Annotated in this window: 25 protein-coding genes; 15 read left to right on the forward strand and 10 right to left on the reverse strand. The window is 70.9% G+C overall.

Annotation, left to right across the window (positions count from 1 at the left end):
- Nucleotides 1-216: 216 nt before the first annotated feature.
- Nucleotides 217-1194, forward strand: coding sequence for an alpha/beta fold hydrolase (locus FRAEUI1C_RS20640; RefSeq protein WP_013425278.1), 978 nt, complete (start codon nt 217-219; stop codon nt 1192-1194).
- A gap of 15 nt (nt 1195-1209) precedes the next feature.
- Here the strand turns inward: FRAEUI1C_RS20640 and FRAEUI1C_RS20645 are convergent, their stop codons facing one another.
- Nucleotides 1210-2094 carry an NmrA/HSCARG family protein gene (locus FRAEUI1C_RS20645; RefSeq protein ID WP_013425279.1) on the reverse strand — a complete coding sequence of 295 codons (885 nt, stop codon included), beginning with the start codon at nt 2092-2094 and terminating at the stop codon, nt 1210-1212.
- Nucleotides 2095-2182: 88 nt separating this feature from the next.
- On the opposite strand from FRAEUI1C_RS20645, the gene FRAEUI1C_RS20650 reads away from it, so the two are divergent.
- The 3 genes from FRAEUI1C_RS20650 (at nt 2183) to FRAEUI1C_RS20660 (ending at nt 4943) form a co-directional block, all read left to right on the forward strand.
- Entirely contained in the window at nt 2183-2998 is an 816-nt protein-coding gene (locus tag FRAEUI1C_RS20650) for a helix-turn-helix transcriptional regulator (protein WP_013425280.1), read from the forward strand.
- Nucleotides 2999-3066: 68 nt separating this feature from the next.
- A complete protein-coding gene (locus tag FRAEUI1C_RS20655; RefSeq protein ID WP_013425281.1) occupies nt 3067-3672 on the forward strand; it encodes a TetR/AcrR family transcriptional regulator in 606 nt (201 codons plus the stop codon).
- Between the two features lie 206 nt (nt 3673-3878).
- Nucleotides 3879-4943: an oxidoreductase family protein gene (locus FRAEUI1C_RS20660; protein ID WP_013425282.1), complete on the forward strand. Its 1065-nt coding sequence runs from the start codon at nt 3879-3881 to the stop codon at nt 4941-4943.
- Between the two features lie 109 nt (nt 4944-5052).
- Here the strand turns inward: FRAEUI1C_RS20660 and FRAEUI1C_RS20665 are convergent, their stop codons facing one another.
- Nucleotides 5053-5511, reverse strand: a complete 459-nt coding sequence (locus tag FRAEUI1C_RS20665; RefSeq protein ID WP_013425283.1) for a group II truncated hemoglobin — start codon at nt 5509-5511, stop codon at nt 5053-5055.
- Between the two features lie 399 nt (nt 5512-5910).
- On the opposite strand from FRAEUI1C_RS20665, the gene FRAEUI1C_RS20670 reads away from it, so the two are divergent.
- Complete coding sequence (locus tag FRAEUI1C_RS20670; protein WP_013425284.1) at nt 5911-7449, forward strand: WD40 repeat domain-containing protein; 1539 nt, start codon at nt 5911-5913, stop codon at nt 7447-7449.
- Between the two features lie 132 nt (nt 7450-7581).
- Here the strand turns inward: FRAEUI1C_RS20670 and FRAEUI1C_RS20675 are convergent, their stop codons facing one another.
- The gene (locus FRAEUI1C_RS20675; RefSeq protein WP_157734994.1) at nt 7582-8040 is read right to left on the reverse strand and encodes a hypothetical protein; all 459 of its coding nucleotides are present in this window, start codon (nt 8038-8040) and stop codon (nt 7582-7584) included.
- 40 nt (nt 8041-8080) lie between these two features.
- Entirely contained in the window at nt 8081-8617 is a 537-nt protein-coding gene (locus FRAEUI1C_RS39670) for a hypothetical protein (RefSeq protein WP_157734995.1), read from the reverse strand.
- A gap of 209 nt (nt 8618-8826) precedes the next feature.
- On the opposite strand from FRAEUI1C_RS39670, the gene FRAEUI1C_RS20685 reads away from it, so the two are divergent.
- Entirely contained in the window at nt 8827-9099 is a 273-nt protein-coding gene (locus FRAEUI1C_RS20685; protein WP_041259567.1) for a hypothetical protein, read from the forward strand.
- Between the two features lie 48 nt (nt 9100-9147).
- Here FRAEUI1C_RS20685 and FRAEUI1C_RS41680 read toward each other — a convergent pair whose 3' ends face one another.
- Both FRAEUI1C_RS41680 and FRAEUI1C_RS20690 read right to left on the reverse strand, forming a co-directional pair.
- Nucleotides 9148-9279, reverse strand: a complete 132-nt coding sequence (locus FRAEUI1C_RS41680; protein ID WP_269724360.1) for a hypothetical protein — start codon at nt 9277-9279, stop codon at nt 9148-9150.
- Nucleotides 9280-9588: 309 nt separating this feature from the next.
- Nucleotides 9589-10332, reverse strand: a complete 744-nt coding sequence (locus tag FRAEUI1C_RS20690; protein WP_013425288.1) for a maleylpyruvate isomerase family mycothiol-dependent enzyme — start codon at nt 10330-10332, stop codon at nt 9589-9591.
- A 427-nt stretch (nt 10333-10759) separates the two neighbouring features.
- Between FRAEUI1C_RS20690 and FRAEUI1C_RS20695 the strand changes: the two genes are divergently transcribed.
- The gene (locus FRAEUI1C_RS20695) at nt 10760-10948 is read left to right on the forward strand and encodes a low molecular weight phosphatase family protein (protein WP_049806958.1); all 189 of its coding nucleotides are present in this window, start codon (nt 10760-10762) and stop codon (nt 10946-10948) included.
- Between the two features lie 57 nt (nt 10949-11005).
- Here FRAEUI1C_RS20695 and FRAEUI1C_RS20700 read toward each other — a convergent pair whose 3' ends face one another.
- Entirely contained in the window at nt 11006-12250 is a 1245-nt protein-coding gene (locus FRAEUI1C_RS20700; protein WP_013425289.1) for an ABC transporter substrate-binding protein, read from the reverse strand.
- Nucleotides 12251-12443: 193 nt separating this feature from the next.
- On the opposite strand from FRAEUI1C_RS20700, the gene FRAEUI1C_RS20705 reads away from it, so the two are divergent.
- Complete coding sequence (locus FRAEUI1C_RS20705; protein WP_013425290.1) at nt 12444-13358, forward strand: LysR family transcriptional regulator; 915 nt, start codon at nt 12444-12446, stop codon at nt 13356-13358.
- Nucleotides 13359-13391: 33 nt separating this feature from the next.
- Here the strand turns inward: FRAEUI1C_RS20705 and FRAEUI1C_RS20710 are convergent, their stop codons facing one another.
- Nucleotides 13392-14189: an SGNH/GDSL hydrolase family protein gene (locus FRAEUI1C_RS20710; RefSeq protein WP_013425291.1), complete on the reverse strand. Its 798-nt coding sequence runs from the start codon at nt 14187-14189 to the stop codon at nt 13392-13394.
- 102 nt (nt 14190-14291) lie between these two features.
- Nucleotides 14292-14957: a TetR/AcrR family transcriptional regulator gene (locus FRAEUI1C_RS36540; RefSeq protein WP_013425292.1), complete on the reverse strand. Its 666-nt coding sequence runs from the start codon at nt 14955-14957 to the stop codon at nt 14292-14294.
- A 161-nt stretch (nt 14958-15118) separates the two neighbouring features.
- Between FRAEUI1C_RS36540 and FRAEUI1C_RS20720 the strand changes: the two genes are divergently transcribed.
- From FRAEUI1C_RS20720 to FRAEUI1C_RS40250, 7 genes are all read left to right on the forward strand, one after another.
- Nucleotides 15119-16606, forward strand: coding sequence for an aldehyde dehydrogenase family protein (locus tag FRAEUI1C_RS20720; protein WP_013425293.1), 1488 nt, complete (start codon nt 15119-15121; stop codon nt 16604-16606).
- 16 nt (nt 16607-16622) lie between these two features.
- Entirely contained in the window at nt 16623-16826 is a 204-nt protein-coding gene (locus FRAEUI1C_RS20725; RefSeq protein WP_013425294.1) for a ferredoxin, read from the forward strand.
- On the forward strand, nt 16823-17287 hold the full coding sequence (locus FRAEUI1C_RS20730) for a nitroreductase family deazaflavin-dependent oxidoreductase (protein ID WP_013425295.1): 465 nt from the start codon (nt 16823-16825) through the stop codon (nt 17285-17287). Before FRAEUI1C_RS20725 ends, FRAEUI1C_RS20730 begins: the two co-directional genes overlap by 4 nt.
- Nucleotides 17288-17365: 78 nt before the next feature.
- Nucleotides 17366-18625: a cytochrome P450 gene (locus FRAEUI1C_RS20735; RefSeq protein ID WP_013425296.1), complete on the forward strand. Its 1260-nt coding sequence runs from the start codon at nt 17366-17368 to the stop codon at nt 18623-18625.
- Nucleotides 18622-19164, forward strand: coding sequence for a Zn-ribbon domain-containing OB-fold protein (locus FRAEUI1C_RS41165; protein WP_013425297.1), 543 nt, complete (start codon nt 18622-18624; stop codon nt 19162-19164). Before FRAEUI1C_RS20735 ends, FRAEUI1C_RS41165 begins: the two co-directional genes overlap by 4 nt.
- Nucleotides 19161-20321 carry a thiolase family protein gene (locus tag FRAEUI1C_RS20745; protein ID WP_013425298.1) on the forward strand — a complete coding sequence of 387 codons (1161 nt, stop codon included), beginning with the start codon at nt 19161-19163 and terminating at the stop codon, nt 20319-20321. The genes FRAEUI1C_RS41165 and FRAEUI1C_RS20745 overlap by 4 nt, the downstream gene beginning before the upstream one ends.
- 116 nt (nt 20322-20437) lie before the next feature.
- The gene (locus FRAEUI1C_RS40250) at nt 20438-21154 is read left to right on the forward strand and encodes a TetR/AcrR family transcriptional regulator (RefSeq protein ID WP_198318608.1); all 717 of its coding nucleotides are present in this window, start codon (nt 20438-20440) and stop codon (nt 21152-21154) included.
- Here FRAEUI1C_RS40250 and FRAEUI1C_RS20755 read toward each other — a convergent pair.
- The gene (locus FRAEUI1C_RS20755; protein WP_198318609.1) at nt 21073-22266 is read right to left on the reverse strand and encodes an amidohydrolase family protein; all 1194 of its coding nucleotides are present in this window, start codon (nt 22264-22266) and stop codon (nt 21073-21075) included. The genes FRAEUI1C_RS40250 and FRAEUI1C_RS20755 overlap by 82 nt on opposite strands.
- Between the last annotated feature and the right edge of the window lie 27 nt (nt 22267-22293).

Consider the following 22293-nt stretch of genomic DNA (forward strand, 5'->3'; position numbering starts at 1 on the left):
GGTCGCTCCTGGCCGTGAACGGCCCGGGCCGCACCTTACGGACCGAGGAAGTTCCGCCCCGCGGCTCCGGACGGTGCGCCGCGGCTGTCCGGGGCCGGAAACACGAATCTCGGCGGCGTGCATCGCCCTGGCGCGCGGAGCCAATTCTCAGCCGGACCGGGAATCGCCCGGGAGAGGGATGCGCGAGCGCGGGTCGTTGACCTATCGTTCGGGCCCGTGAGGCATCAGGTCGTCGACGCCCGCGGGACGCGGATCCACTGCGTCGAGGAAGGCTCCGGCCCGTTGGTGCTCTTCGTCCACGGGTTCCCCGAGTCGTGGTACTCGTGGCGTCACCAGTTGCCGGCGGTCGCCGAGGCCGGCTTCCGGGCCGTGGCGATCGACGTCCGAGGGTACGGGCGGTCCTCCGCTCCCCTCGAGGTCGAGGCGTACGGGATGCTCCAGCACGTCAACGACAACCTCGGGGTGGTCGAGGGGCTCGCCGGCCGGGGCTCGCCGGCGGTCATCGTCGGCCACGACTGGGGAGCGCCGATCGCCGCCCACTCGGCCCTGTTGCGACCGGACATCTTCACCGCCGTAGCGCTGCTCAGCGTCCCGTACAGCCCCCCGGGCGGGCGGCGGCCCACCGAGGCCTTCGCCGAGATGGGAAGGCTGGCCGGCCCGGACCACGAGTTCTACATAAACTACTTCCAGGAGCCGGGACGGGCCGAGCGGGAGATCGAGCTCGACGTGCGGTCCTGGCTGCTCGGCGGCTATGTCGCGTCGTCGGCTGACGGGTTCACGTCGACGCCCGACGGGCACACGGCCGGCACCGTCGCGCCCGGAGGAATGCTGCGGGACAGTTTTCCCGTTCCCCACCGGCTCCCGGACTGGCTCACCGAGGACGACCTCGCGTTCTACGTCGAGGAGTTCGAGCGGACCGGATTCCGGGGGGCCCTCAACCGCTACCGCAACGTGGACCGGGACTGGCGGGACCTTCAGCCGTGGCGAGGCGCGCCCATCCGGGTGCCGTCGCTGTTCATCGCCGGGGAGAAGGATGCCCCGGCCCTGTGGGGAAGCCGGGCCATCGCCCGCTTCCCCGACACCCTGCCCGGCCTGCGCGGCAGTCACATTCTCCCCGGCTGCGGCCACTGGCTTCAGCAGGAACGAGCCGACGAGGTCAACCGGCTCCTCGTGGACTGGCTGACAACGCTGTAACGCCGCTGACGCGTCCTAAGGACGCCAGCCGGTCGAGCGCAGCCACGCAGCCAGCGTCCTGACCTCGGGGTGCAGTGCGCGCAGGGCAGGCAGGTCGGGGCTTTCCATCTCGCCGGAATCGAACCAGTCGAACATCTTCGCGACCTCCTGGTCGAAGGCGCGCAGCTGCTCGATCGGCGTCTGGCGGAAACGCGCCGGAATCCCGGCCGCCTCGCCGAACCGTTCGGCCATCGCCGCCGCGGACAGCCGGTCACCCGCGATCACGAGGGTCTGCCCGAGAAACGTATCGGGACGCTCGAACGCCAGGGCCGCGAACTCGCCGATGTCGGGGATCGAGATCAGCGGCAGCTCGCTGGTCGGGCGCAGGGCCAGCGCGACGACCAGCCCGCCGTCGGCCAGCACCGGTCGGGTGACGGTGGTGAAGTTCTCCATGAAGAACACCGGCCGAAGGACGGTCGCCGGCAGGCCCAGCTTCCGGATGTGCGTCTCGATCTGTCCCTTGCTCTCCAGGTGAGGGATTCCCGTGTTCTGGTCCGCGCCGGCGACCGAGCTGTACACGAGGTGCGTGACGCCGGCCTCCGCCGCCAGGTCGGCGACGGCCTTTCCGCGCCGCACCTCGGCCTCGACGTCGGCCAGGTTCACCGTTCCCGAGGTCACGCTGGTCAGCATCAGGAAGACGCGGCCGACGCCGGTCACCGCCGCGCGCACCGACGCCAGGTCGTCCAGATCCCCCACGACCAACCGAGCCCCCGCCGCCTGAAGCTCCCGCGCGCCGGTTCGGTCGGGGTCACGGACCAACGCGTGCACCGTGCGCCCGCGGGCCAGCAGCGCCCGAGCGACCGCCCCGCCCTGCTGGCCGGTCGCGCCGATGACGAGTACCGATTCCTTGTGATCATCCATGGGGCGTCACGCTAGCCACGGGCACGGCCGACAACCTGGTGGGAATGCTGCTACTCAGCTCCCCTGGACAGTGAGGGAACGAGGATCTATGGACCGCGCCGAACTGGCCACCTTCCTGCGCGCGCGGCGGGCGAGCCTGCGGCCCGGGGACGTCGGCCTGCCGGACGGCCTGGGCCACCGGCGGATACCCGGCCTGCGCCGCGAGGAGGTCGCCGAGCTGGCCGGGCTCTCGATCACCTGGTACACCTGGCTGGAGCAGGGCCGCCCGATCGCGGCCTCCGCGCAGGTCGTGGACGCGCTGGCCCGCGCGCTGCTCCTCGACGTCGACCAGCACCGCCACCTGCGCGTCCTGGCCGGCCTGCCGGTGCCGCCGGCACGGACCGCGATCGACGCCATCGAGCCCAGGGTCCAGCGCCTCGTCGACTCGACCGCGCCGAACGCGTCCGTCATGTTCGACCGCTATTTCGACTTCATCGCCTGGAACTCGCCCTACGTTCGGATCAGGCACGACCCCGCCGCGATGCCGGACGACCGGCGCAACCTGCTGTGGATGATGTTCACCGACCAGGAGAACCGCGCCCGGATGCCGTCCTGGGAAGCAGCCGCCCGCGCCGTGCTGAGCCAGTTCCGCGCGGCCGTGGGGCGAAGCCCGGGCGACCCCCGGTTCGTGGAGTTGGTCGGCGCGCTGACCAGCGAAAGTCCGGAGTTCGCCCAGTGGTGGAGCGGCTATCCGATCCGCGATTTCAGGCCGGCGACCATTCTCGTCGACCACCCCGCCGCCGGCCGGATCGCCCTGGACGTCTACCAGCTGCGGCCCGTCGAATACCCGGACCTTCTGCTGGTCATGCAGGTCCCGGCGACGCCGGAGGACCTCCGCCGCGCCGCCTCACTGGCCGACGCCTGACGGGGCACTACGTGCAGGTCCTCTGGTGCACGCGGCGGCCAGGGAGTCCGGGGCCGTAGCCTCGCGCCATGACTGACCCCGGTCGGCCGCGGCGCGCCTACGACAGCAGCCGGCGGCGTGAAGGCGCCGCTGAGACACGGGAGCGCATTCTCGCGGCCGGTGTGGAACTGCTCCACCGCTATCCGATCTGGAACTGGCAGCCGCTGACCGTCCCCGCCGTCGCCCATCGGGCGGAGGTGACCGAGCGCACGGTCTACCGGCACTTCCCGACCGAGCGTGCGCTGCGGGATGCCGTGCTGGCACGCACCGCCGAGGACGTGGATGTCGACCTCGACGCGATGACGCTGGACACGGTGGAAGGCTTCACCGCCAGGGTCCTCGAGTACGTCGCGTCGTTCCCGGTGAAGGAACGGCAGCAACGTGACCCGACGGTCGTCGCCGCCCGGGAGCGGCAACGAGAGGCGCTGCTGCGCGCGGTCGCCGCCTCGGCCGCCTGGGCCGAGCCCGAGGTGCGGGCGGCGGCGGCGATGCTCGACGTGCTCTGGAGCGTGGTGTCGTTCGAGCAGCTGGTGACCGAGTGGGGCATGCAGCCGCAGGACGCCATCGCCGCGATTACCTGGGTCATCCGCGTCCTGCGTGACGCGATCCGTGAGGACCGGGGTCCCCGGAGCTGACGCTGGACAGTCAGACCCATTCATGTCAGGGTCTCGGCTGACATGAAATCGGGTGCGCTTGACATGAAATCGGGTGCGCTGACCGTGCGCGGCGCCGACCGGCCGGCCCGAGATCGCCTCGTGGCTGCCGCGGCGGTCGGCCTGTGTCCTGTGGCATCCGGCGGCATGTCGATAGTGATCGCATTCCGCGCCTGAGGGGATAGCCCATGAACGACGCGCCCACCCCGGATCTTCGGATACCTCCGGACTGGGACGGGGTCACCGCGGAGTGGATGACCGCCGTGCTCGCGACCGCCTTCCCCGGCGTGAAGGTGCGTTCGGTGGACCTCGTGACCCGTGACGACGGGACCAACCGGCGGGCCCGCTTCGCCCTGTCCTACGCCGGTGACGGCGGCCCGCCCGCCGTGTTCGTGAAGGCGGCCGACCCGGCCCATGCCGAGCTCAACGCGCTGACCGGCGGGGTCTTCAACGAGGCACGGCTGTTCGGCGGCACCGTGTCGCTACCGGTCGAGCACCCCGCCGTCTACCACGCGGCCATGGACGAACCGACGCTCAACTTCATCCTCGTCATGGAGGACATCACCCTGCGCGGTGCGCGACCGCGGGACGCGACGACGCCGATGACTCCCGAGCAGGCCGCCGACGGCGTCCGCAGCCTCGCCCACTTACACGGCGCCTTCTGGGGCCACCGTCTCGATCCCCTGGACCTGGACTGGGTCGCGCCCTTCACCGCGTGGAAGGGCATGAGAGGCATCGAGGCCGGCCTGCGGCGGGTGGCCGACACCGTCCCCGCCGAGATCAGGTCGCTCACCGCCGCCGAGATCGAACAGGTGTGGGCGCGCTACATCGGCACGCTCACGGCCGGATCCCAGACGTTGCTCCACGGCGACGCCCACATCGGCAACACCTACACGCTTCCAGGGAACCGCGCCGGATTCCTCGACTGGCAGGTACTGCGCCGAGGAAACCACGTCATCGACCTGGGCTACTTCCTCCAAAGCGCGTTGACGTCCGAGGACCGCCGCACCCACGAGGCCACCCTCATCGACGAGTACCACCAGGCCCTCCAGCTTCCGGCCGACGAACGGCCGACGCGTGACGACATCTGGCTGCGCTACCGGGCCTCGGCCGCCCACGGCCTCGCCATCTGGCTGGCAACCGCGTCCGCCGACACCTGGCAGCGCCCCGAGGTCTCCATCCCGCTGGCCCAGCGCTACGCCGCCGCCTACGTCGACCTCGACACCGCCGACGCAGTCACCCGCCTCTCCTAGGACCTTCCCGAGGGCAAACCTTGATCGCCGTTTCCGCCCTCTGGTGGTCGCGAAACAGACCTGGTTACGACCGCTGGAGGGCCGAAACGGCGATCACTGGGACGGGTTGTCAGTCCTTCGGCCAGTTCCAGGCCGGGACCTCGCGGATGGGGTGCAGCTCGGCATCGGTGACGGCGTGGGAGTTCTGCTGCGCGACGTGGGCTCCGAATTCGACATGCTCGCGGAACGCCCGCCGGAACGGCGCGTCGTCTGGCATCCCGGCCTCGTCCAGCGCCTCGAGATAGGTGGCGACGAACCTTTCCCGCTGCTCGTCACTGATCTTCAGGCCGCGATGCACGTCGATGAGGTACCGGAAGCCGAGCTGCCTGGTGAAACGATCAGCTCCGCCGAACGACTCCGCGGTGAACCACGTCAGATGGTCGACGTGGGTCGGCACCCGCTCGGTAAACAGCGCCCGCAGCACCGGGTCGGCCAGTGCCTTCGCGTAGAACAGCTCCTCCAGCCGGTGCAGGCCCTCGTCCCCGCCCGCGTGCTCGTACAACGACTCTGTTACAGGAGACTCTGTCACTGGACGCCTCCGGGCGTGCCACGAACCCCGTACGCCGATCCTAGGGCGCATTCACCCGCCATCGCGGCGGAAGCGCGGGTCCGACGAGCACCGTCGGCACGGCCGTTGGTCGCCTGCTGCTCCGCGAGGACGTCGGCCTCCCCGATCCCTCGGAAACTCACCGGCTCGGCCAGACGCCTCCATCAACACATCGGGTGTTATACGGTCCCGCACAGATCCGTCGCCTCCAGGCGGGAACCACACGGTCGCGTCGTCATGACGGAGGAGCTGTGGTCGGAATACCAACGGCCCGCCGCCTACGACGGATCACCGCTGTCGCGATCGCCGTCACCGCGGCCTGCACCACGTCGTCCGCCTATCGGAACGCGCCCCCCCGCGAACGCACCGGGGGTGCAAGCGGTGGAGTTCTCCCCGGCCGGCGCCACCGACAACGTGACCTCGGTGGCGTTCTCGCCGAACGGTCACACTCTCGCCGCGGGCGGCGGCAACAACACGGTTCGGCTGTGGAACGTCAGCAACCCGGCCGGCCCGACCCCGCTCGGCCAACCCCTCGTCGGCCCCGCCAACCCCACGCCCTTCGGCCAACCGCGCGCAGGCCCGACCGATGCCGTGAACTCGGTGGCGTTCTCCCCCAACGGCCACACCCTCGCCGCCGGCGGCCTTGATGCCACGGTCCAACTCTGGGACGTCACCGAAGCCGCCCGCGCCAGGCCCCTCGGCACACCCCTCACCGGCCCCGTCCACAGCGTGACCTCGGTAGCGTTCGCTCCGGACGGCAGGACTCTCGCCGCCGGCAGCGCCGACACCCGAGTCTGGCGGTGGAACGTCACCAACCCGGCCCGCCCCACACCCCTCAACCCGCTCGACGGCCCCGCCGGTGCCGTGACCTCGGTGGCGTTCTCGCCGAACGGACACACCCTCGCCCTCGGTGGCTCGGACGACGCCGTCTGGCTGTGGAGCGTCACCAACCCAACCAGCCCCACGCCTCTCGGCACCCCGCTGATCGGCCCGAGCGATGCCGTTGCCTCGGTGGCGTTCTCCCCGGACGGGCACACCCTCGCCGCCGGCAGCTCCGACGACAAGGTCTGGCTCTGGAACGTCAGCAACCCGGCCAACCCCACCGCCCTCGACCCGCTCGCCGGCCACACCGGCTCAGCGTTCTCGGTGGCATTCTCCCCGGATGGCCACGCCCTCGCCGCCGCCGGCCTCTCCACCGTCCGGCTCTGGCAGTCGCCACTCCCCACCAACGCACCGCCGCGGTCGGTGGCGTCCACCCAGGTCCCCCTCGGCCAACCGCTGACCGGCCCGACCAGGGACGTGTATTCAGTAGCGTTCTCCCCGGACGGCCACACCCTCGCCGGCGGCAGCGCGGACGGCACGGTCTGGCTGTGCGACGTGACCAACCCGGCCCGCCCCGCGCCCCTCGGCCAGCCCCTCCCCAATGGAGTGGTGTTCTCGGTGGCGTTCTCCCCAGACGGCCGCACCCTCGCCGCAGGTTCGCAGGACACGGTCGGCCTGTGGAATGTCACCAACCCGGCAAGCCCCACGCCCCTCGGCCGGCCCCTCACCGGCCCGACCGGTCAGGTGCGCTCGGTGGCATTCTCCCCGGACGGCCAGAGGCTCGCCGCTGGCTCAGGCGCCAGCGTCTGGCTCTGGAACGTCGCCGACCCCACCCGCCCCATTTCGCTCCGTGTGCCTTCCTACGCTCCGACCGTGAACTCGGTGGCATTCTCCCCCGACGGCCACACCCTTGCCGCCGGCAGCGGCGACGACGAAGTCTGGCTGTGGAACGTCACCGACCCGGCAAGCCTCACGCCCCTCGGCCAACCCGTCACCGGCCCCCACAGCGGCGTCAACTCGGTGGCGTTCTCCCCGGACGGCCACACCCTCGCCGCCGGCAGCACGGACGACACGGTCTCGCTCTGGACACTGCGTTAGGCAGGCCGATGACCGTCGGTGTCCGAGGCGCGGGACTGCCCGCGGTGGCGAGATCATGTTCCGCAAGCCGCCACTTCAGGGCCTGTTTCGAACAGGAAATCGGACGCCCGAGATGTCGGAACGATCGTCAGCTCAGAGCCGCCACTCGCCGTTCGACGATCCGCGGGAAACCCCCTCCTCACCATAGGCCATGACGCATATCAACATTTCTTTCGTATGGTTTCTTATGATTCTATCCCGAAGCGGGATGCGAATGTCGTCCTCGAACGAGACAAAGTCGCCAACCTCCAGGTTGGCAGCCCCAAGGATCCTGGATCCTCGCGCCTCATAGGAAATATCGCCCTTCGCCCACCACTCATGTGGCCCACGCGAGATCCACTCAAGACTGAGCCACAGAGCGCCGTCTTCGACTTGAAAAGACTTGATCCTGCCGTAGATTCTGGACACCTCGACTTCTGGCCGGCGAACCTCGAGGTGGGCGACGTCCCGAGCCATGTCGATGTCTTGCTGTCTATCAATTGCCTGCTGAGTATTGAGCCGTTCAATATCCGGAGGTCGACCCTGCGATGTCCCTCCCGCAAAAATGTCCACCGGCCCTAAATCCTCCCCCTGGTAGGTCTCGAAGAAGAGATCACGCTATTACGGATGATACGTCGATAACCGTTGTCGCGGTCCAGCGGAATCCTTTCTTCGACCAGATCTCACTCCTCAGCTTGACGGCACCCGAATCTCGCACGGAGTCCAGGCAGTGATTCGGAATGGGAAGTAGCTCCTCTTCTTTGACAACCTCCTGCCCCTCCAACCAGTCGTGACCCGTCAGCGTCTGAGTCAGGAGCACCTGGCGCCACTGCAAGTTTGCTCCGTCGACCGCCGGCCGGCTCGCGACTGACAGCGTCACTATCCGCATACCCAGCGGCAGACGCACGAGGCCCACATTGTTGAGTTCCACTACGGCGCGAACAGCGTAGCCGCCGGCAGTCTCGATGACCGATCCGTCGATTGAAACTCTTGTACGACTGGAGAATGTTCTTCCTCGGATGAACTTGAAGTAACCCCAGAATCCGCCGACAGAAATAGCCAAAACCTGTACGATCTGACTCGCGAAACTCGCAACCGAATTCAATGTTGCCAGCGTGTCATTCGAGGCGGCTATTATCATGGGAGGCACCGCGGCCCACATCCTCGACCGAGAAAAGCAGAACGACTGACCTCGCTTCGAGACGGGGTCGTTCCCGCTCTGGGCGTCGCCCTGATCAACATTCGATACCGAAAGCCATGGCCGTCCCCCGCATTGCAAGCAGCGCCGATCATCGGCATCGGACAAGATACTCCAGGTACACGCACCCGCCGATCACTTCCGCGTGTCAGCCTGCCGACGTGACATCGCGAGGTCCTCGGGAGGATGGAGCGGCCAGCTGCTTCCAGCGCATCGACGGCGTCGCGGACACCCCAGCGGGTGTCGCCGTCGAGATCGCCTCGACGCTCCAGGACCACGTCATGGACGATCTCAACACCACTTGGCCCGACGTGCTCGTCAACGGGCGGACGGTCGTTCTCGAGCCGCGGCTCGGCCCTGACGGGATGCCGCGCCGGGAAGGCCGCGAGGTCGAGCCCTGCCCGTTCGGCCAACTCGCCGAGCGTCTCACGTAGCGGCCTGCCGTTCCCCGCGCGGGGTAGACCTGCCCCGGTCAGGCGCCGCTAGCAGCCGGCCGGCAGAGCTCGCAGCGGTCGTTGCCGTCCCAACTGTCCCAGCCGAAGACCATAGGCGACCGTCGCGGTGGCGTCGATGAACAGCCGCTCGCGCACGTCGTGGATGCCCGCGTCGGCCACGCAGCTGATCGGCCAGGACGGTGCCGGCGATCGCGATGACCGCACCGCTGGCGGTCGCGACCAGTGTGCCCCAGTCCACCTCGTTCCTTCCTTGCGAGCATCCAAGATAGAGCGATCGATGCCGGCCACGCATCCACCGCGTGCGGTGGCAAACCTCCCAACGTCAGATACGACGGACTCACCCCGGTTCTCCAGCACTAATGTCAGGGCGAAATGCGGGGTCGCTGGCAGCCGCGCTGACCAGGGCCAGGAGCTGGCCGTTTGCCTCGGTAGTTAGCCAGTCCGCGGGTGGAGCAGGGTGGTGGACCGTTAGTAGGCGGTGTTCGCGAGCCAGGTCGTCCAGTGCTCCCGCTCGCCTGCGATCACCAGCCGGCCGTCATCGCCAGGGATCCGGCGCATCACCGCGAGCAGCAGGTCCGCGGCATTACCACTCAGCGCGACGTCACCAACGCCGTGACCATGCTCCCATTCGATTCGGGACAGACCGCCGCGGATCGTCCATTCCCCGTCGGCGCCGAGGCCGACGTCGGTGGCGTGCAGGCGCATCGTCGACCCGTCTCGCAGCATCGCGGTGCCGGAAAGCCCGACCATCAGGTCGAGCCACTCCGAAATTCCGTCGGCGGCGAGTACCGGCTCGATCGGATGGTCGACACCCAGCGCGATCGCGGCGTCGACTCGGTGGATGACCGCCTCGTGCAACATCCGTCGGACCCACCAGCGCGCCGGCTGTAGCCCGGCGGCCGTCGTCCAGACCCGCGCATCCGGGTCGTCGGCCACGGCCTCCAGGAGCAGCCGCGGGCCCTGCTGAAACCAGGCGAGCGCACCGTCGCGGTCCCCCGGTGGCCTGCCACCCTCGGCCCCGCGAGGGTCGACGACCTCCTGGGCCCGGGCCCGGACAATCGTGGCCGCCCACCGCGGCGCGCGTCCAACGTGGCGCATGACCTGGGTGAGGGTCCAGCCCGGGCAGGTCGGGACCGGCGTGGACCAGTCGGCCTCGCCGAGCAGGTCAGCGAGAAGACGATTCTGCTCTAACAGGAGAGCACCATAGTCCACACCTGAAACCGTAGCCGTCGGGGCGTTCTCGCGCAGCGGGTCACCGATCGGTTTGAGCGCGAGGGCGGGTGCTGGGTTCCTTTACCGGCCACACCGGCATGGCGCGGTGGGGAGGGATTTCCCGACGGCGCCCTGATCGTCACCATCTCCGTCGATGGGACGGTTCGGCTGTGGGACGTGGCCACTGGCCGCGAACGCACGCTCGAATGCTCCGGAAGGCCCCACTGTCGCCCCTCCGCCGCGCCCGACCCCAGCAATGTGACCATGCATCCACAGGAGCGCTGTGCCGTCGCCGACGTGACGGGTCGCCAATGGCGTGACCGCGAAGGTCGGCCCGGCGGAGTGGTCGCCGTTTTCGCCCTCCGGTGGTCGTGAATCGAGCCTGGTCGCAACCGCTTGAGGGCCAAGACGGCGATCATGTCGCCGGTTGGCCGCCGCACTGGTCGGCGGCATGGGATGCGGCGACGCCTGCCCGATCCTCCCGGGCAAGCGCCACGAGACCTGGACGCTGGACGACCCCGCCGGCCAGAGCCTCACCACCGTCCGGGCCATCGGCGACGACATCCGCGCCCACGTCGAATCCCTGCTCACCACCCTTGGAAACCCACAGGCCTGACGGACGCGAACGTGCGGGCGTCCGTCAGGCCCGGGAGTGTTCGGGGAAGGCGCCCGGTCAGGAGACCGTGACGCCCTTGACCTCGGCCCCGCAGACCGGGTCGGCGCCCGCGACCAGGCGGAAGGCGCTGCCCTCGAACTGCGTGATCCAGACGCAGTTGTCGACCCCGGCGATGATGTTCTCGCGGTCGTTGATGTCGATCTTCCGGCCGCCGAGCAGGCCCAGGGCTCCCCAGTCGTGGACCTTGGACAGGGCGGTGATCAGGGTCGCCGAGCTCGGGGCGCCGCCGGCGTCCTTGAGGCCTCGGACGAGCAGGCCGATCGAGGCGTAGCCGTTGTACTCCGCGTAGGTCGGGGCGCCGGTCGTCCCGGTGGCACGCAGGTCCGAGACGAACTGCTTCGTGGCCGCGGTCTGCATCTCGACCGGCTCGTACGCCAACGAGAAGTAGACGTTCTGGGCCGCGGCCGCCGCGCCCGGCCCGGCCGCGAGAAGGTCGCCGCCGTAGCCGACCGGGAGCAGCGCGGCCCTGAGGTCGACGCCCTGCTGGCGCAGCGCCGTGATCAGGGCGAAGGAGGTGTTGGGGGCCGTCGCCGAGGTGACACCGTTGACGCCGGCATCCTTCATGGCGAGCGAGACGGGGCCGACGTCGGTGCTGCCCAGCGGGAACTGGGCGTTGACGTAGCCGACCTTCAGCCCGGCCGCCTGGGCGGAGGCCGCCGAGGACCTGGCGCCGGCGGCGGACTGCGGCGAGGCGCCGTAGCCGATCGTTCCCACCGTGGTGACGCCCCGCGCCTTGAAGAACTGTCCGACGGTGGTGGCCACCTTCGTCTGATGCAGTGCGCCGAGGACCGGGAACATGCTCGGGGTCGTCGACCACTCCGGCCCGTCCGACCCGGAGCCGATCACGGGAACGTTGTGCGCCGCGAGATAGGGCGCGGCGATGAACGTCAACGCCGACTGGGCGACGACCGCCGTCACATGGTCCTGGGTGACGAGTTTCTGCGCGGCGCTCAGCGCGGTCGTCGGGGAGGTCTGGGTGTCAGCCAGCACGTATTTGATGGTGTAGCCGTTGCGGGCCGCGTACTGAATACCGGCTTTCATCCCGTTGATCGCGGTCTTGTTCGTCGACGCCGCCGCACCGGTGTCGTCGACTAAGACCCCGATGGTCAGTTTCTGGCTGGCGGAGCTCGCGCCGCCGGCTGGAGTCGTCGGGCTCCCCGACGAGCTTCCGCACCCAGCGGCCGTCAGCGTGGCTGCCGCCACGGCGGCCGCCGCCGTCAGCGCCTTCCGTCCGGAAAACATCTGCTTCCGCCTCACTCTCGTCGTCACCAGCTGAGGCCCATGACCAGCTCTCGGCGGCCATCGCTCGCTCGCCAGGCGGACTCGGCTCTCCAGGCGGATTCGGTCCTCGCGGCATAGTGGATGCTGCGTTGCGTCCGTTATGCACCAGTCGACGCGCTGGTAGCGAACCGAGGCCGACTAGATTCATGCAGCGATGAATGAGAAGACAGCGGCCGCCGCGCTCGTGCCGGAGCTCGCCCAGCTCGCCGCGCTCGGGGTGGAGCGCTCCATCACACGGGCGGCGGCCCGGTCAGGTACGAGCCAGCCCACGCTCAGCCGCGCGGTCCGGCGCTGGGAGGAGGCGCTCGGCGTCCGCCTGGTCGAACCGCACGGCCGTGGCGTCCGGCTCACCCCGGAAGGCGGCCTGCTGACCGCCGCGGCAGGCGAGGCCTTCCGCCTGATGGAGACCGCCGTGCGCCGGGCCCGCGGCGAGGCACCCGGGCCCACGCTCACGATCGCGTTCCTGCGCTCGCTCGGCCCGCCGGTGGTGGGCGAGCTCGTCTCGTCGTTCCTGCGGGAGCATCCGGGAGTCCTGATCGCGCACCTGGAGGCCTCCACCGCGGCGGTGCTCGACGGCATCGACGCACGCCAGATCGACCTCGCGGTGACCGCGCCCCGCCCGCCCGGGCGATTCGGCTGGCTCCACCTGGGCGACCAGGCGATCGTGCTGATGATGCCGGCCACGCATCGCCTGGCCGGCCGGAGCGCCGTCGGGCTGCGGGAGGTGGCCGACGAGGCCTTCCTGTCCCTCGACCACCGCTTCCACACCCGGCAGGTCACCGACGCGCTGTGGGCGGCCGCCGGCCTCTCGCCGCGGATCACGATGGAGGCCGACGACCTGCGCACGATCGCGAACTACGTGTCCGCCGGGCTCGGGCTGGCCCTCGTGCCCGCCGACTCCGCGGCGCACCCGCGCACGGCGAACCTGCCGCTGGCGGAGGCCGGAGCGCGCCGGGAGTTCGGCCTCGCCTGGCGCGCAGCGGACGACCGGCCGCTCACCCGGTCGTTCGTCGACCACGCCCGCCAGCTCAACGAGCGCTACCCCGGGTGGGCGGACATCGACCTCTGACGCCGGGCGCGGCCTGTCAGCCGAAGGGCCCGCTCAGGCGAGCAGCTCCGCCAGAGCGCCAGCGATCGCGGTCATTCCCGCCAGGTTCGGGTGAAACGAGGCCCCGGTGCGTTCGACCTCCGGGATGAAGCCGAAAACCCACGGGTCCTGCGCGGCGCCGCCCAGCTCGTGCCCCTCGCTGAGCACGGACGCCGCCAGCAGCTCGGCGCCGGAGCGCTTCGCGGCCCGCTCGTTGGCGTCCCGCAGCGCCGACTGGACGCGCAGCAACGCCGTCAGCTCCTCGGCCGCGAAAGGCACGTCGACGCCCGGTCGAGTGTCAGCCCCGAGGGGGGCCAGATAGTCCACGATGATCACACGGCCGCGCGGGGCACGCCGGCGCGCCTCGGCCACGATGCCGGCCAGCCCGTCCGCGACCTGCTCCACCTCGGCGTCCGTCGGGTCCGGGATGCCGGTGGCGCCCAGCATCTCCTCCAGCATCGTCGCCATCACGCCGCCCGGGTCGTGGGTGCGCCACGCGGCGGCCAGCACCGAGCCCACGAACCGCAGGTCGTTGCCACCGGCCGTGACCGTGACGAGGTTTGCGTCGGCGGGGAGCCCGTCGATCTGCGGCGCGAACCGGGCACCTCGCATCGTCGTCTGCGGGCAGCGCAGGATCGTCTCGGTGGTCGCGCCCGAGACGGTGAGGTCCACCAGCCGCGCGCCGAGCCGCGCCGCGCACAGGTGCGCGTAGTTGCGGGCCGACCGCATCGCGTCGGAGTCCTCCACCGGCTCGATGCCGGGGCCCGCGGCGTAGGAGCTTCCGAGCGCGGCGATGACCTTCGGCGCAGCCATGGGCCGATCCTGCCAACACGCGCTCGCCCGGCGCTTGGCCAGGCGGTGTTCTCATGCACGCCTGCATGATTCGCCGTCGGTCGCGATCTCGGCATTCCAGCGTCAGGCGGGGGACTCCTTGGCGTCCTGCTCGCCGCGCACGACCGTGTCGGCGAGCAGGTGCAGCCATTTGGTGACGAGCGCGTCGGCGTCGACGGCGGTCGCGTCGACGTCCGCGATGGACAGGCCGATGGGGCGAAACAGCCGCCAGCCGAGCGCCACCAGCTGCAGGAAGGCGGCGAAGACCCGCGCCTCCTCGTCCGGCACCTCGTTGCCATGGGCGCGGGCGTCGCGGGCGACGATTCCCGCGACCTGGCTGAGCGCGGGCGACGGGCCGAAGACGTCCGCCGAATAGCCGCCCTCCAGCGCGACCCAGCCCATGATCCGGCCGATGCTGTCGTCCGCGATCGTCAGAAAGATGTCCACGACGTCGGTGAGTGCCTCGACCTGTTCGAAACGGCCGGCGGAGCGGGCGGCGACACGCTGGTAGACCTCGTGCAGAAGGTCTTCCTTGGTGCCGAGGTACTGATAGACGAGGCCGAAGTTCACCCGGGCGGCGTCCGCGACCTCGCGCAGCCGCACATTCGCCGGGCCCTGCTCGGCGATCAGGCGCTGAGCCGCCTCCAGCAGCGCCTCCCGCACCTCCTGGCGGCCGCGGGGCCGCCGCGCGGCGGCGTCCGGCACGGGCGGCGTACCCGAGGGCTCTGAGGTGTTGCCGCGAACTGCCACTCCTGGATCCTAGGCCGGTCCCCGCGGGCCGGGCGCTCAGCCTGAGCAGGCGGTTGCGTGGGTCTAGTCACATGGCTATAGTCGTCTGACTAGCAAGGGTGCGCGGGCCCGAGAGCCCTCGTCCTCGCGTCGGATACACGTTCAGGGACCGGAGTCCGTCAGTGGCTGACACCCTCAGTTTCACGCAGCTGTACATCGACGGATGGGCCGTCGACGGAGGATCCGAGCCGCTCGAGGTCGAGGACCCCGCGACCGAGGAGGTCTTCACGACCGTGCCCACCGCGTCGCCCGCCCAGGTCGACGCGGCGATCGAGGCGGCCCGGCGCGCGTTCGACCGGGGCCAGTGGAGCCGTCAGCCGGTCAGCGAGCGGGTGTCCACCCTCGCCCGGATGGCGCGGGTGCTCGCTGCGCGTCGCGCCGAGCTGATCGAGACGGTGATCCGCGAGACCGGCGCGACCCAGCTCGTAGCCCAGTGGGCCCAGGTCGACATGTCGCTCGACCAGGCCCGCCAGCTGCCCGAGCTGTTCGCCACGCTGCCCGAGTGGGAGCACAACGAGGTGCCGCTCGCCGAGTCGTTCGACCCGGCCGGCCGCGACGTGGTCATGAGCATCCGGCGGTACGAGCCCTGCGGCGTCGTCGCCGCGATCACGCCGTACAACTTCCCCCTGCAGACCGGCGTGTGGAAGGTCTTCTCCGCGCTCGCCGCCGGCTGCTCGGTCATCCTGCGGCCGAGCCCGCTCACGCCCCTGACCGCGCTGGCGCTCGGTGCCGCCGCCCAGGAGGCCGGGCTTCCGCCGGGCGTGCTCAACGTCGTGGTCGAGGCCGGTTCTGCCGGTGCCGAGCTGCTCACCAGCGACCGCCGGGTCGACTGCGTCTCCTTCACCGGGTCGACGGAGGTCGGCCGGCGCATCGCCGCGCAGGCCGCGCCGACGGTGAAGCGCCTGCTTCTCGAACTGGGCGGCAAGTCGGTGCAGCTCTACCTTCCCGACGCGCTCGGCCCGGGGGCCATCGAGGCCGGCGTGGCCACGGTCTTCGGGTCGCAGGCCGGCCAGGGCTGTGCTTTGCAGACGCGGATGCTGGTGCCGCGCGACCGCCTCGACGAATGCGTCGAGCGGGCCGGGGCCATGGCGCGGTCGCTGCGGGTGGGCAATCCGCGTGACCCGGAGACCGCGGTCGGGCCGGTCATCTCCGCCGCGCAGCGCGGCCGCGTCGAGCGGCTCGTCGCGGCCGGCGTCGAGGCGGGCGGGACGCTGGTCGCCGGCGGCGAGCGGCCGGCCCACCTCCCGGTCGGCTACTACGTCGCCCCGACGGTCGTGCGGGTCGAGGACAACCGCAACCCGCTCGCCCAGCACGAGGTCTTCGGCCCCGTCGTCACCATCCAGGGCTACGACGACCTCGACCAGGCCGTCGAGATCACGAACGACTCGGAGTACGGCCTGGCGGCCGGCGTCTACACGGCCGACCTGAAGCTCGGCCTGAGTCTCTCGGACCGGATCCGTACCGGCACGGTCCAGATCAACCGGGGCGCGGCCAGCGCCTACACGCCCATGGGCGGCGTGAAGCAGAGCGGGATCGGCCGTGAACGCGGCGTCGCGGGTTTCCGGGAGTACCAGGAGCTCAAGCACGTCGTTCTCGCCGGCGCCCGCTGACGATCGGAACGGGGACATGGAGAAATCGGGCCTGGCCTTCTCGGTGGACCGGGAGTCGTGCCTGGGGTCGGGTTCCTGCGCCTTCCACGCGCCGGGGACCTTCGATCTCGACGACGACCTGAAGGTCGTCGTGCTGGCCGACGGCGACCCGGACGCCGCCGTCGCCGCCGCCATCGACTCCTGCCCGTCGGGAGCACTCAGACGCAAGGAGACGGGATGACCAGCGACGACACGAGCACCAGCGAAGCCGGCGCCGCGGGGTACACCGCCCCCGACCTGGCGCTCTTCGGCGACGGGCACGTCGAGCGCTACCTCCAGACGGACGGCGCCGTCGGGCACGCCTGGAACGGCGTCACCTGCCTGCTGCTGTGGACGGTCGGCCGGCGGACCGGCCAGCGGCGGGTGAACCCGCTCATCTACGGCCGCGACGGCGACGACTACCTGGTGATCGCCTCCCAGGGCGGCGCGCCGAACCATCCCGGCTGGTACCACAACCTGCTCGCCCAGCCCGAGGTCGAGGTGCAGGTGGAGGCGGACCGGTTCACCGCGCGGGCCCGCACCGCCGAGGGCGAGGAGCGCGACCGGCTCTGGACGCTGATGGCGGCCCGCTGGCCGAACTACGACGAGTACACGAAGCGGACGACCCGGCGGATTCCCGTGGTCGTCCTGGAACGCGTCTGATGCCCGGCGCGAAACCGAACACGGGACTCGCAGAACCGGGCAGCGGCCGTGCCCGGACACGACAGGGGCTGGACTGACATGAGCGACATCGCGACCCTGGACCCGCGGCGCATCCGCGAGCTGTTCGACCTGCGCAGCGACGTCTACGCGAACCGCGGCGGTGGCTTCGACCTCGACTTCTACCCGGAGCTGCACCGGCTACGCGAGACCGGCCCCGTGCACGCCGGCGTCGTCGGGCCGCTGGTCGGCTATCACGGCGAGGCCTTCTTCCAGGGCCTTCCCTTCCCCGACCTGCCGCACTTCTCGGTGTTCGACTTCGCCACCTGCCAGGACGTGCTGCGTGACGGCGACACCTTCGGGTCCAAGCCGACCGCGCCGGGCCCGGAGCTCGACCTGAGTGACAGCGTGATGCTCTACTTCGACGGCGACCGGCACCGGCGGTACCGCGCGCTGGTCCAGTCGTCCTTCGTCCCGAAGCGCGGTGCGTGGTGGTCCGAGCGCTGGATCGAGAGCACCGTCCAGGGCCTCATCGACACGTTCGAGCGCAACGGCCGCGCGGACCTCAACGTCGAGTTCTGCGCCCCGATCCCGCTGCTGACGATCTGCGGCAGCTTCGGGATCGGGGTCGCCGACGCGCTGCGGGTCCGCGAGGCCGCGACGTCGGACGGCGGTGACCGCGCGCTGCTCGCCAGCATCCTGATGCCCATCATCAGCGAACGGCGCAAGGAGCCGCGGGACGACATCATCAGCGTGCTCGTCCGGGCCGAGGTCGCCGACGGCGACGGGCCACGCGAGGTCCTCTCCGACGTCGACATCCTGGGCTTCGCGCTGCTGCTGCTGGCCGCCGGCTCGGGCACCACCTGGAAGCAGATGGGCATCACCCTGCTCGCGCTGCTGCGTCATCCACGCTGGCTGGAGGCCGTCCGCGCCGACCGGACGCTGCTGCGCCCGGCGATCGAGGAGTCGCTGCGCTGGATGCCGACCGACCCGATGTTCACCCGGTACGCCCTGCGGGACACCGAGCTCGGCGGGGTCGCGATCCCGGCTCGGTCCGTGGTGCACCTGTGCTTCGCGGCGGCGAACCGGGACCCGGCCCGCTGGGAGCGGCCCGACGAGTTCGACCCGTCCCGCCCGCCGGGGGCCCACCTCGGCTTCGGCGGAGGCCCGCACATCTGCCTGGGCATGCACGTCGCGCGGGCCGAGATCCACACCGCCATCGACGCGCTGCTCGACCGCCTGCCGGGCCTTCGCCTCGATGAGGACGCCGAGGCCCCGCAGATCATCGGGATGTACGAGCGCGGCCCGACCTCGGTGCCGGTGGTCTGGGACACGCCGTGACCGGCCCGGGTATCGAGGGCGGTGCGCTGGTCGTCGAGGACTTCGAACGGGTGGCGCCGCCGCTGACCGACCGGACCGCGGCCTTCTGGACCTCGGGCGCCGACGGCCTGCTGCGGATCGCCCGCTGCCAGGACTGCGGCCGCTACCTGCACCCGCCGCGCCCGGTCTGCTCGGCCTGCCAGGGGCGCGGCGTCGCGTTCACCCCGGTGTCCGGGCGGGGCACCGTCTGGTCCTGGACGGTCAACCGGTACGGCTGGGTGCCGTCCATGCCACCGCCGTACCTGGTGGCCGACGTCGAGCTGGTCGAGCAGCCCGGTCTGCGGCTGCTGACCAACCTCGTCGACTGCCCGGCGGCCGAGGTGTACGTCGGCCTGCCCGTCCAGGTGTGCTTCGCCAGGGCCGGTGAGGCGTATATCCCGCTCTTCCGGCCGGAGGCCGGCAATGCACAGGGCCGGCCGGAGGCCGGCAATGCACAGGGCCGGCCGGAGGCCGGCAATGCACAGGGCCGGCCGGAGGCCGGAGGTGGGGATCAGCGATGACCCGGGCTGAGGATCTGGCGGTGATCAGCGGGGCCGGGCGGTCACGGATCGGGCGGCGGCTCGGGATCGACCCCTGGGTGCTGACCGCGGACGCCGCGCTGGCCGCGATCGCCGACGCCGGGCTGACGACGGCGGACATCGACGGGGTCTCGACCTACCCGGGCGCGTTCTGGTCGACGCCCGGGATCACCGGCGCCGGCGTGGACGACGTCCGGTCGATGCTCGGGCTGCGGCTGCGCTGGCACAACGGCGGCGGCGAGACCGCGGGTCAGCTCGGCTCGGTCATCAACGCGGTCCTGGCCGTGGCCGCCGGGTTCGCGACCCATGTCCTGTGCTTCCGCACAGTCTGGGAGTCCACCGCGCAGCAGGGCTACGCGGGCCGGGCGGCCACGCTGCTCGACGGCGGTGGCACGGCCGGGCAGCCGGTCCGCTTCGGCCGGGAGCTCACCCAGTGGACCACGCCGTTCGGGATCGGCTACCCGTCGCACGCCGCCCTGGACATGCGGCGGCGCGTCGAGCTCGCCGGCGCCACCCGGGAGCAGTTCGCCCAGGTCGCGCTGGTCAGCCGGGCTCATGCCGCGCGCAACGAGGCGGCGGTCTACCGCGACCCGCTCACCCTGGAGACCTACCTGAACGCGCGGATGATCTCCGATCCGCTCTGCCTGTACGACTGCGACGTCCCGGTGGACGGCTCGGTGGCGTTCGTCGTCTCGCGTGCCGGGAGCGTGCCGGATCCCGGCCGGGCGGTGAGCTTCGAGGGCCTGGGCAGCGCCTCCGGTTTCGACGAGGCAGCGGCGATGATGTGGACGCGCACCGACCTGAAGCCGATGGACGTCGACGTGGCGCAGGTCTACGACGGGTTCACGGTCTACGCCCTGCGCTGGCTGGAGGCCCTCGGCTTCTGCGGCCGCTACGAGGCCACGGACTTCGTCGACGGCGGCACCCGCATCCGCGCCGGTGGCGAGCTGCCGCTCAACACCGGAGGCGGGCAGCTCTCCGCCGGGCGGATGCACGGGTACGGCGGCCTGCTCGAGGCCTGCCTCCAGCTGCGCGGCGAGGCGGGCGGCCACCAGCTCGCCGACCGCCCCCAGGTCGCCGCCGTGACCAGCGGCGCCGAGAACTTCACCTCGTCGCTGCTGCTCGGCGCACCCCAATGACCGTCCCACCACGCTGACCACCCACTCCCCCACCATCTCTTCGGCCGTGGCAGCGGCACCGTCCCTGGTGATCACGGCGGACGGCCTGGGGGCGGCCGGTGGGTAGCATCCGGATCGTGCGAGACCCCCTCACCCCGGACCGGGTGATCGACGCCGCGAGATCGCTGCTGGAGCGCGACGGCGTCCGGGAGTTCTCCATGCGCAGGCTCGCCGCGGACCTCGGGGTGGCGCCCACCGCGATCTACTGGCACGTCGGCAACCGGGATCAGCTGATCGACGCCGTCGTCGACCAGACCTCGGATGTACTGGGCCAGGTGAGCACGGTCGGCCGGGCTCCGATGGACCGTGTCCTGTCGACCGCCTCGTCCCTGCTCGCGAACATCAACCAGCATCTCTGGCTGGTCGAGCTGGCTCATCAGCGCGGAATCCTGCTGGCGCTGCTCGGGCCGGCCAGGCGGTCGATCGCGGCGGAGTTCGCCGCCGCGGGCCTGCGCGGCCCGGGGATCGCCGACGCGACCAACGCGGTCGTCCAGCTCGTCGGTGACCACGTGACGGTCGGGTACTTCGCCAGGACCTGGCGCGCGCAGGCCGTCGGCGACGATCTTCAGGATTGTGCCGGCCCGGCCCTCGAGGAGGCCGCCGCCGCCGCGCTCTCCCGCATCCCGGACCGGGACCGGACCTTCGCCGTCATGCTGCGGGCGCTGGTCGCGGGGCTGTTGGCGGACTCGTCGGGGCCGGACGGCACCGACGATCAACCCGCCGCGAGGATCTCCGCGGGCGCTGGCCCGATCCTGGACGCCGTGGACGTCAGCAGGTCCGGGTCGAAGCCGTAGAACTCGATCGCGTTGAGGCCGAGAATGCGCCGAGCCTCCTCGGCCGGCACGCCCGCGACCGCGGCGGAGATGGATTTCCTGCTGTCCGGCCACGTGCTTTCCGTGTGCGGGTAGTCGCTGCCCCACATCATCCGGCCCACGCCGGCCTCATGACGGCGACCCGCCTCGGCCGCGCCCATGAAGCTCACCCCGAACCAGATGTTCTGCCGCAGGTAGTCGCTCGGGCGCCGGCCCAGGTCCTGGATGAATGCCGGGCCGACGAGCTCCCGCATGGCGGCCGCCGACTCGTACTCGGCCGCGCCGGTGAGGATGGCGTGCAGCCCGTCATGCTTCACGGCGTCGTCGAGCACGCCGGCGAAGCTCTGCTCGGTGACGACGTAGCGCAGTGATGGATGGCGCTCGAAGGTCCCGGCCCAGATGAGCAGCCAGAGGTTGCGGTGCGAGTAGAAGGTGAACTCCTGCAGGTAGACGAGACGGGCCATGCCCGGCTTGCCGCCGTAGTCCGGCGAGCCGCTGCCGCCGTGGTGGTTGATCGGCACGTCGAGGTCGGCGCAGGCGGCCCAGATCCGGTCGTAGCTCTCGTCCCAGATCGGCGGGATCGTGGCGCCCGGCGGGATCGACGGCAGCAGGATGCCGCCGGTCAGGCCGTTCTCCCGGGCCCAGGTGATCTCCGCGACGGCGGCGTCCGGGTCGTTGAACAGGATCTGCGCGATCCCGGCCCGCCGGCCCGGCGTCTCCTGGCAGAAGTCGGCGAGCCAGCGGTTGTGTGCCTGCAGCCCGGCCCAGCGGCGCTGGTAGTCCGCGGCCGACGGGGGCCCGGCGACGAGGCTGGTCTGCGGGCAGAACGGCGGCGCGGTGTTCGGGAAGATGACCTCCGCGACGATGCCGTCCTCCTCCAGGTGGCGTAACCGCTTCGCGCTGTCCCAGTTCCGGTCCGCGTACACGTCGTCGAGATCGCTCCACGGGTTGACGAACTCACGCGCCCACCGGTCGAAATCGTCGCGCCATTCGGCGGCGAGATAGTCGCGGTATCCGAGAATCGGCGCGCCGGCATGACAGTCCGCCGACACGATCACCACTGGTTCGCTGGCCATCCGTGCGTCGAGTTCCACGACACCCTCCAGGAGCCCCTTCGCGCC

Origin of the sequence: Pseudofrankia inefficax, assembly GCF_000166135.1 — a bacterium.
GTDB classification, from domain to species: Bacteria; Actinomycetota; Actinomycetes; order Frankiales; family Frankiaceae; genus Pseudofrankia; species Pseudofrankia inefficax.

Coding starts and splice junctions, on each gene's coding strand:
- FRAEUI1C_RS20645 (WP_013425279.1), bottom strand. CDS start 2,094: ATGGATGATCACAAGGAATCGGTACTCGTCATCGGCGCGACCGGCCAG.
- FRAEUI1C_RS20650 (WP_013425280.1), top strand. CDS start 2,183: ATGGACCGCGCCGAACTGGCCACCTTCCTGCGCGCGCGGCGGGCGAGC.
- FRAEUI1C_RS20655 (WP_013425281.1), top strand. CDS start 3,067: ATGACTGACCCCGGTCGGCCGCGGCGCGCCTACGACAGCAGCCGGCGG.
- FRAEUI1C_RS20660 (WP_013425282.1), top strand. CDS start 3,879: ATGAACGACGCGCCCACCCCGGATCTTCGGATACCTCCGGACTGGGAC.
- FRAEUI1C_RS20700 (WP_013425289.1), bottom strand. CDS start 12,250: ATGTTTTCCGGACGGAAGGCGCTGACGGCGGCGGCCGCCGTGGCGGCA.
- FRAEUI1C_RS20705 (WP_013425290.1), top strand. CDS start 12,444: ATGAATGAGAAGACAGCGGCCGCCGCGCTCGTGCCGGAGCTCGCCCAG.
- FRAEUI1C_RS20710 (WP_013425291.1), bottom strand. CDS start 14,189: ATGGCTGCGCCGAAGGTCATCGCCGCGCTCGGAAGCTCCTACGCCGCG.
- FRAEUI1C_RS20725 (WP_013425294.1), top strand. CDS start 16,623: ATGGAGAAATCGGGCCTGGCCTTCTCGGTGGACCGGGAGTCGTGCCTG.
- FRAEUI1C_RS20730 (WP_013425295.1), top strand. CDS start 16,823: ATGACCAGCGACGACACGAGCACCAGCGAAGCCGGCGCCGCGGGGTAC.
- FRAEUI1C_RS20735 (WP_013425296.1), top strand. CDS start 17,366: ATGAGCGACATCGCGACCCTGGACCCGCGGCGCATCCGCGAGCTGTTC.
- FRAEUI1C_RS20745 (WP_013425298.1), top strand. CDS start 19,161: ATGACCCGGGCTGAGGATCTGGCGGTGATCAGCGGGGCCGGGCGGTCA.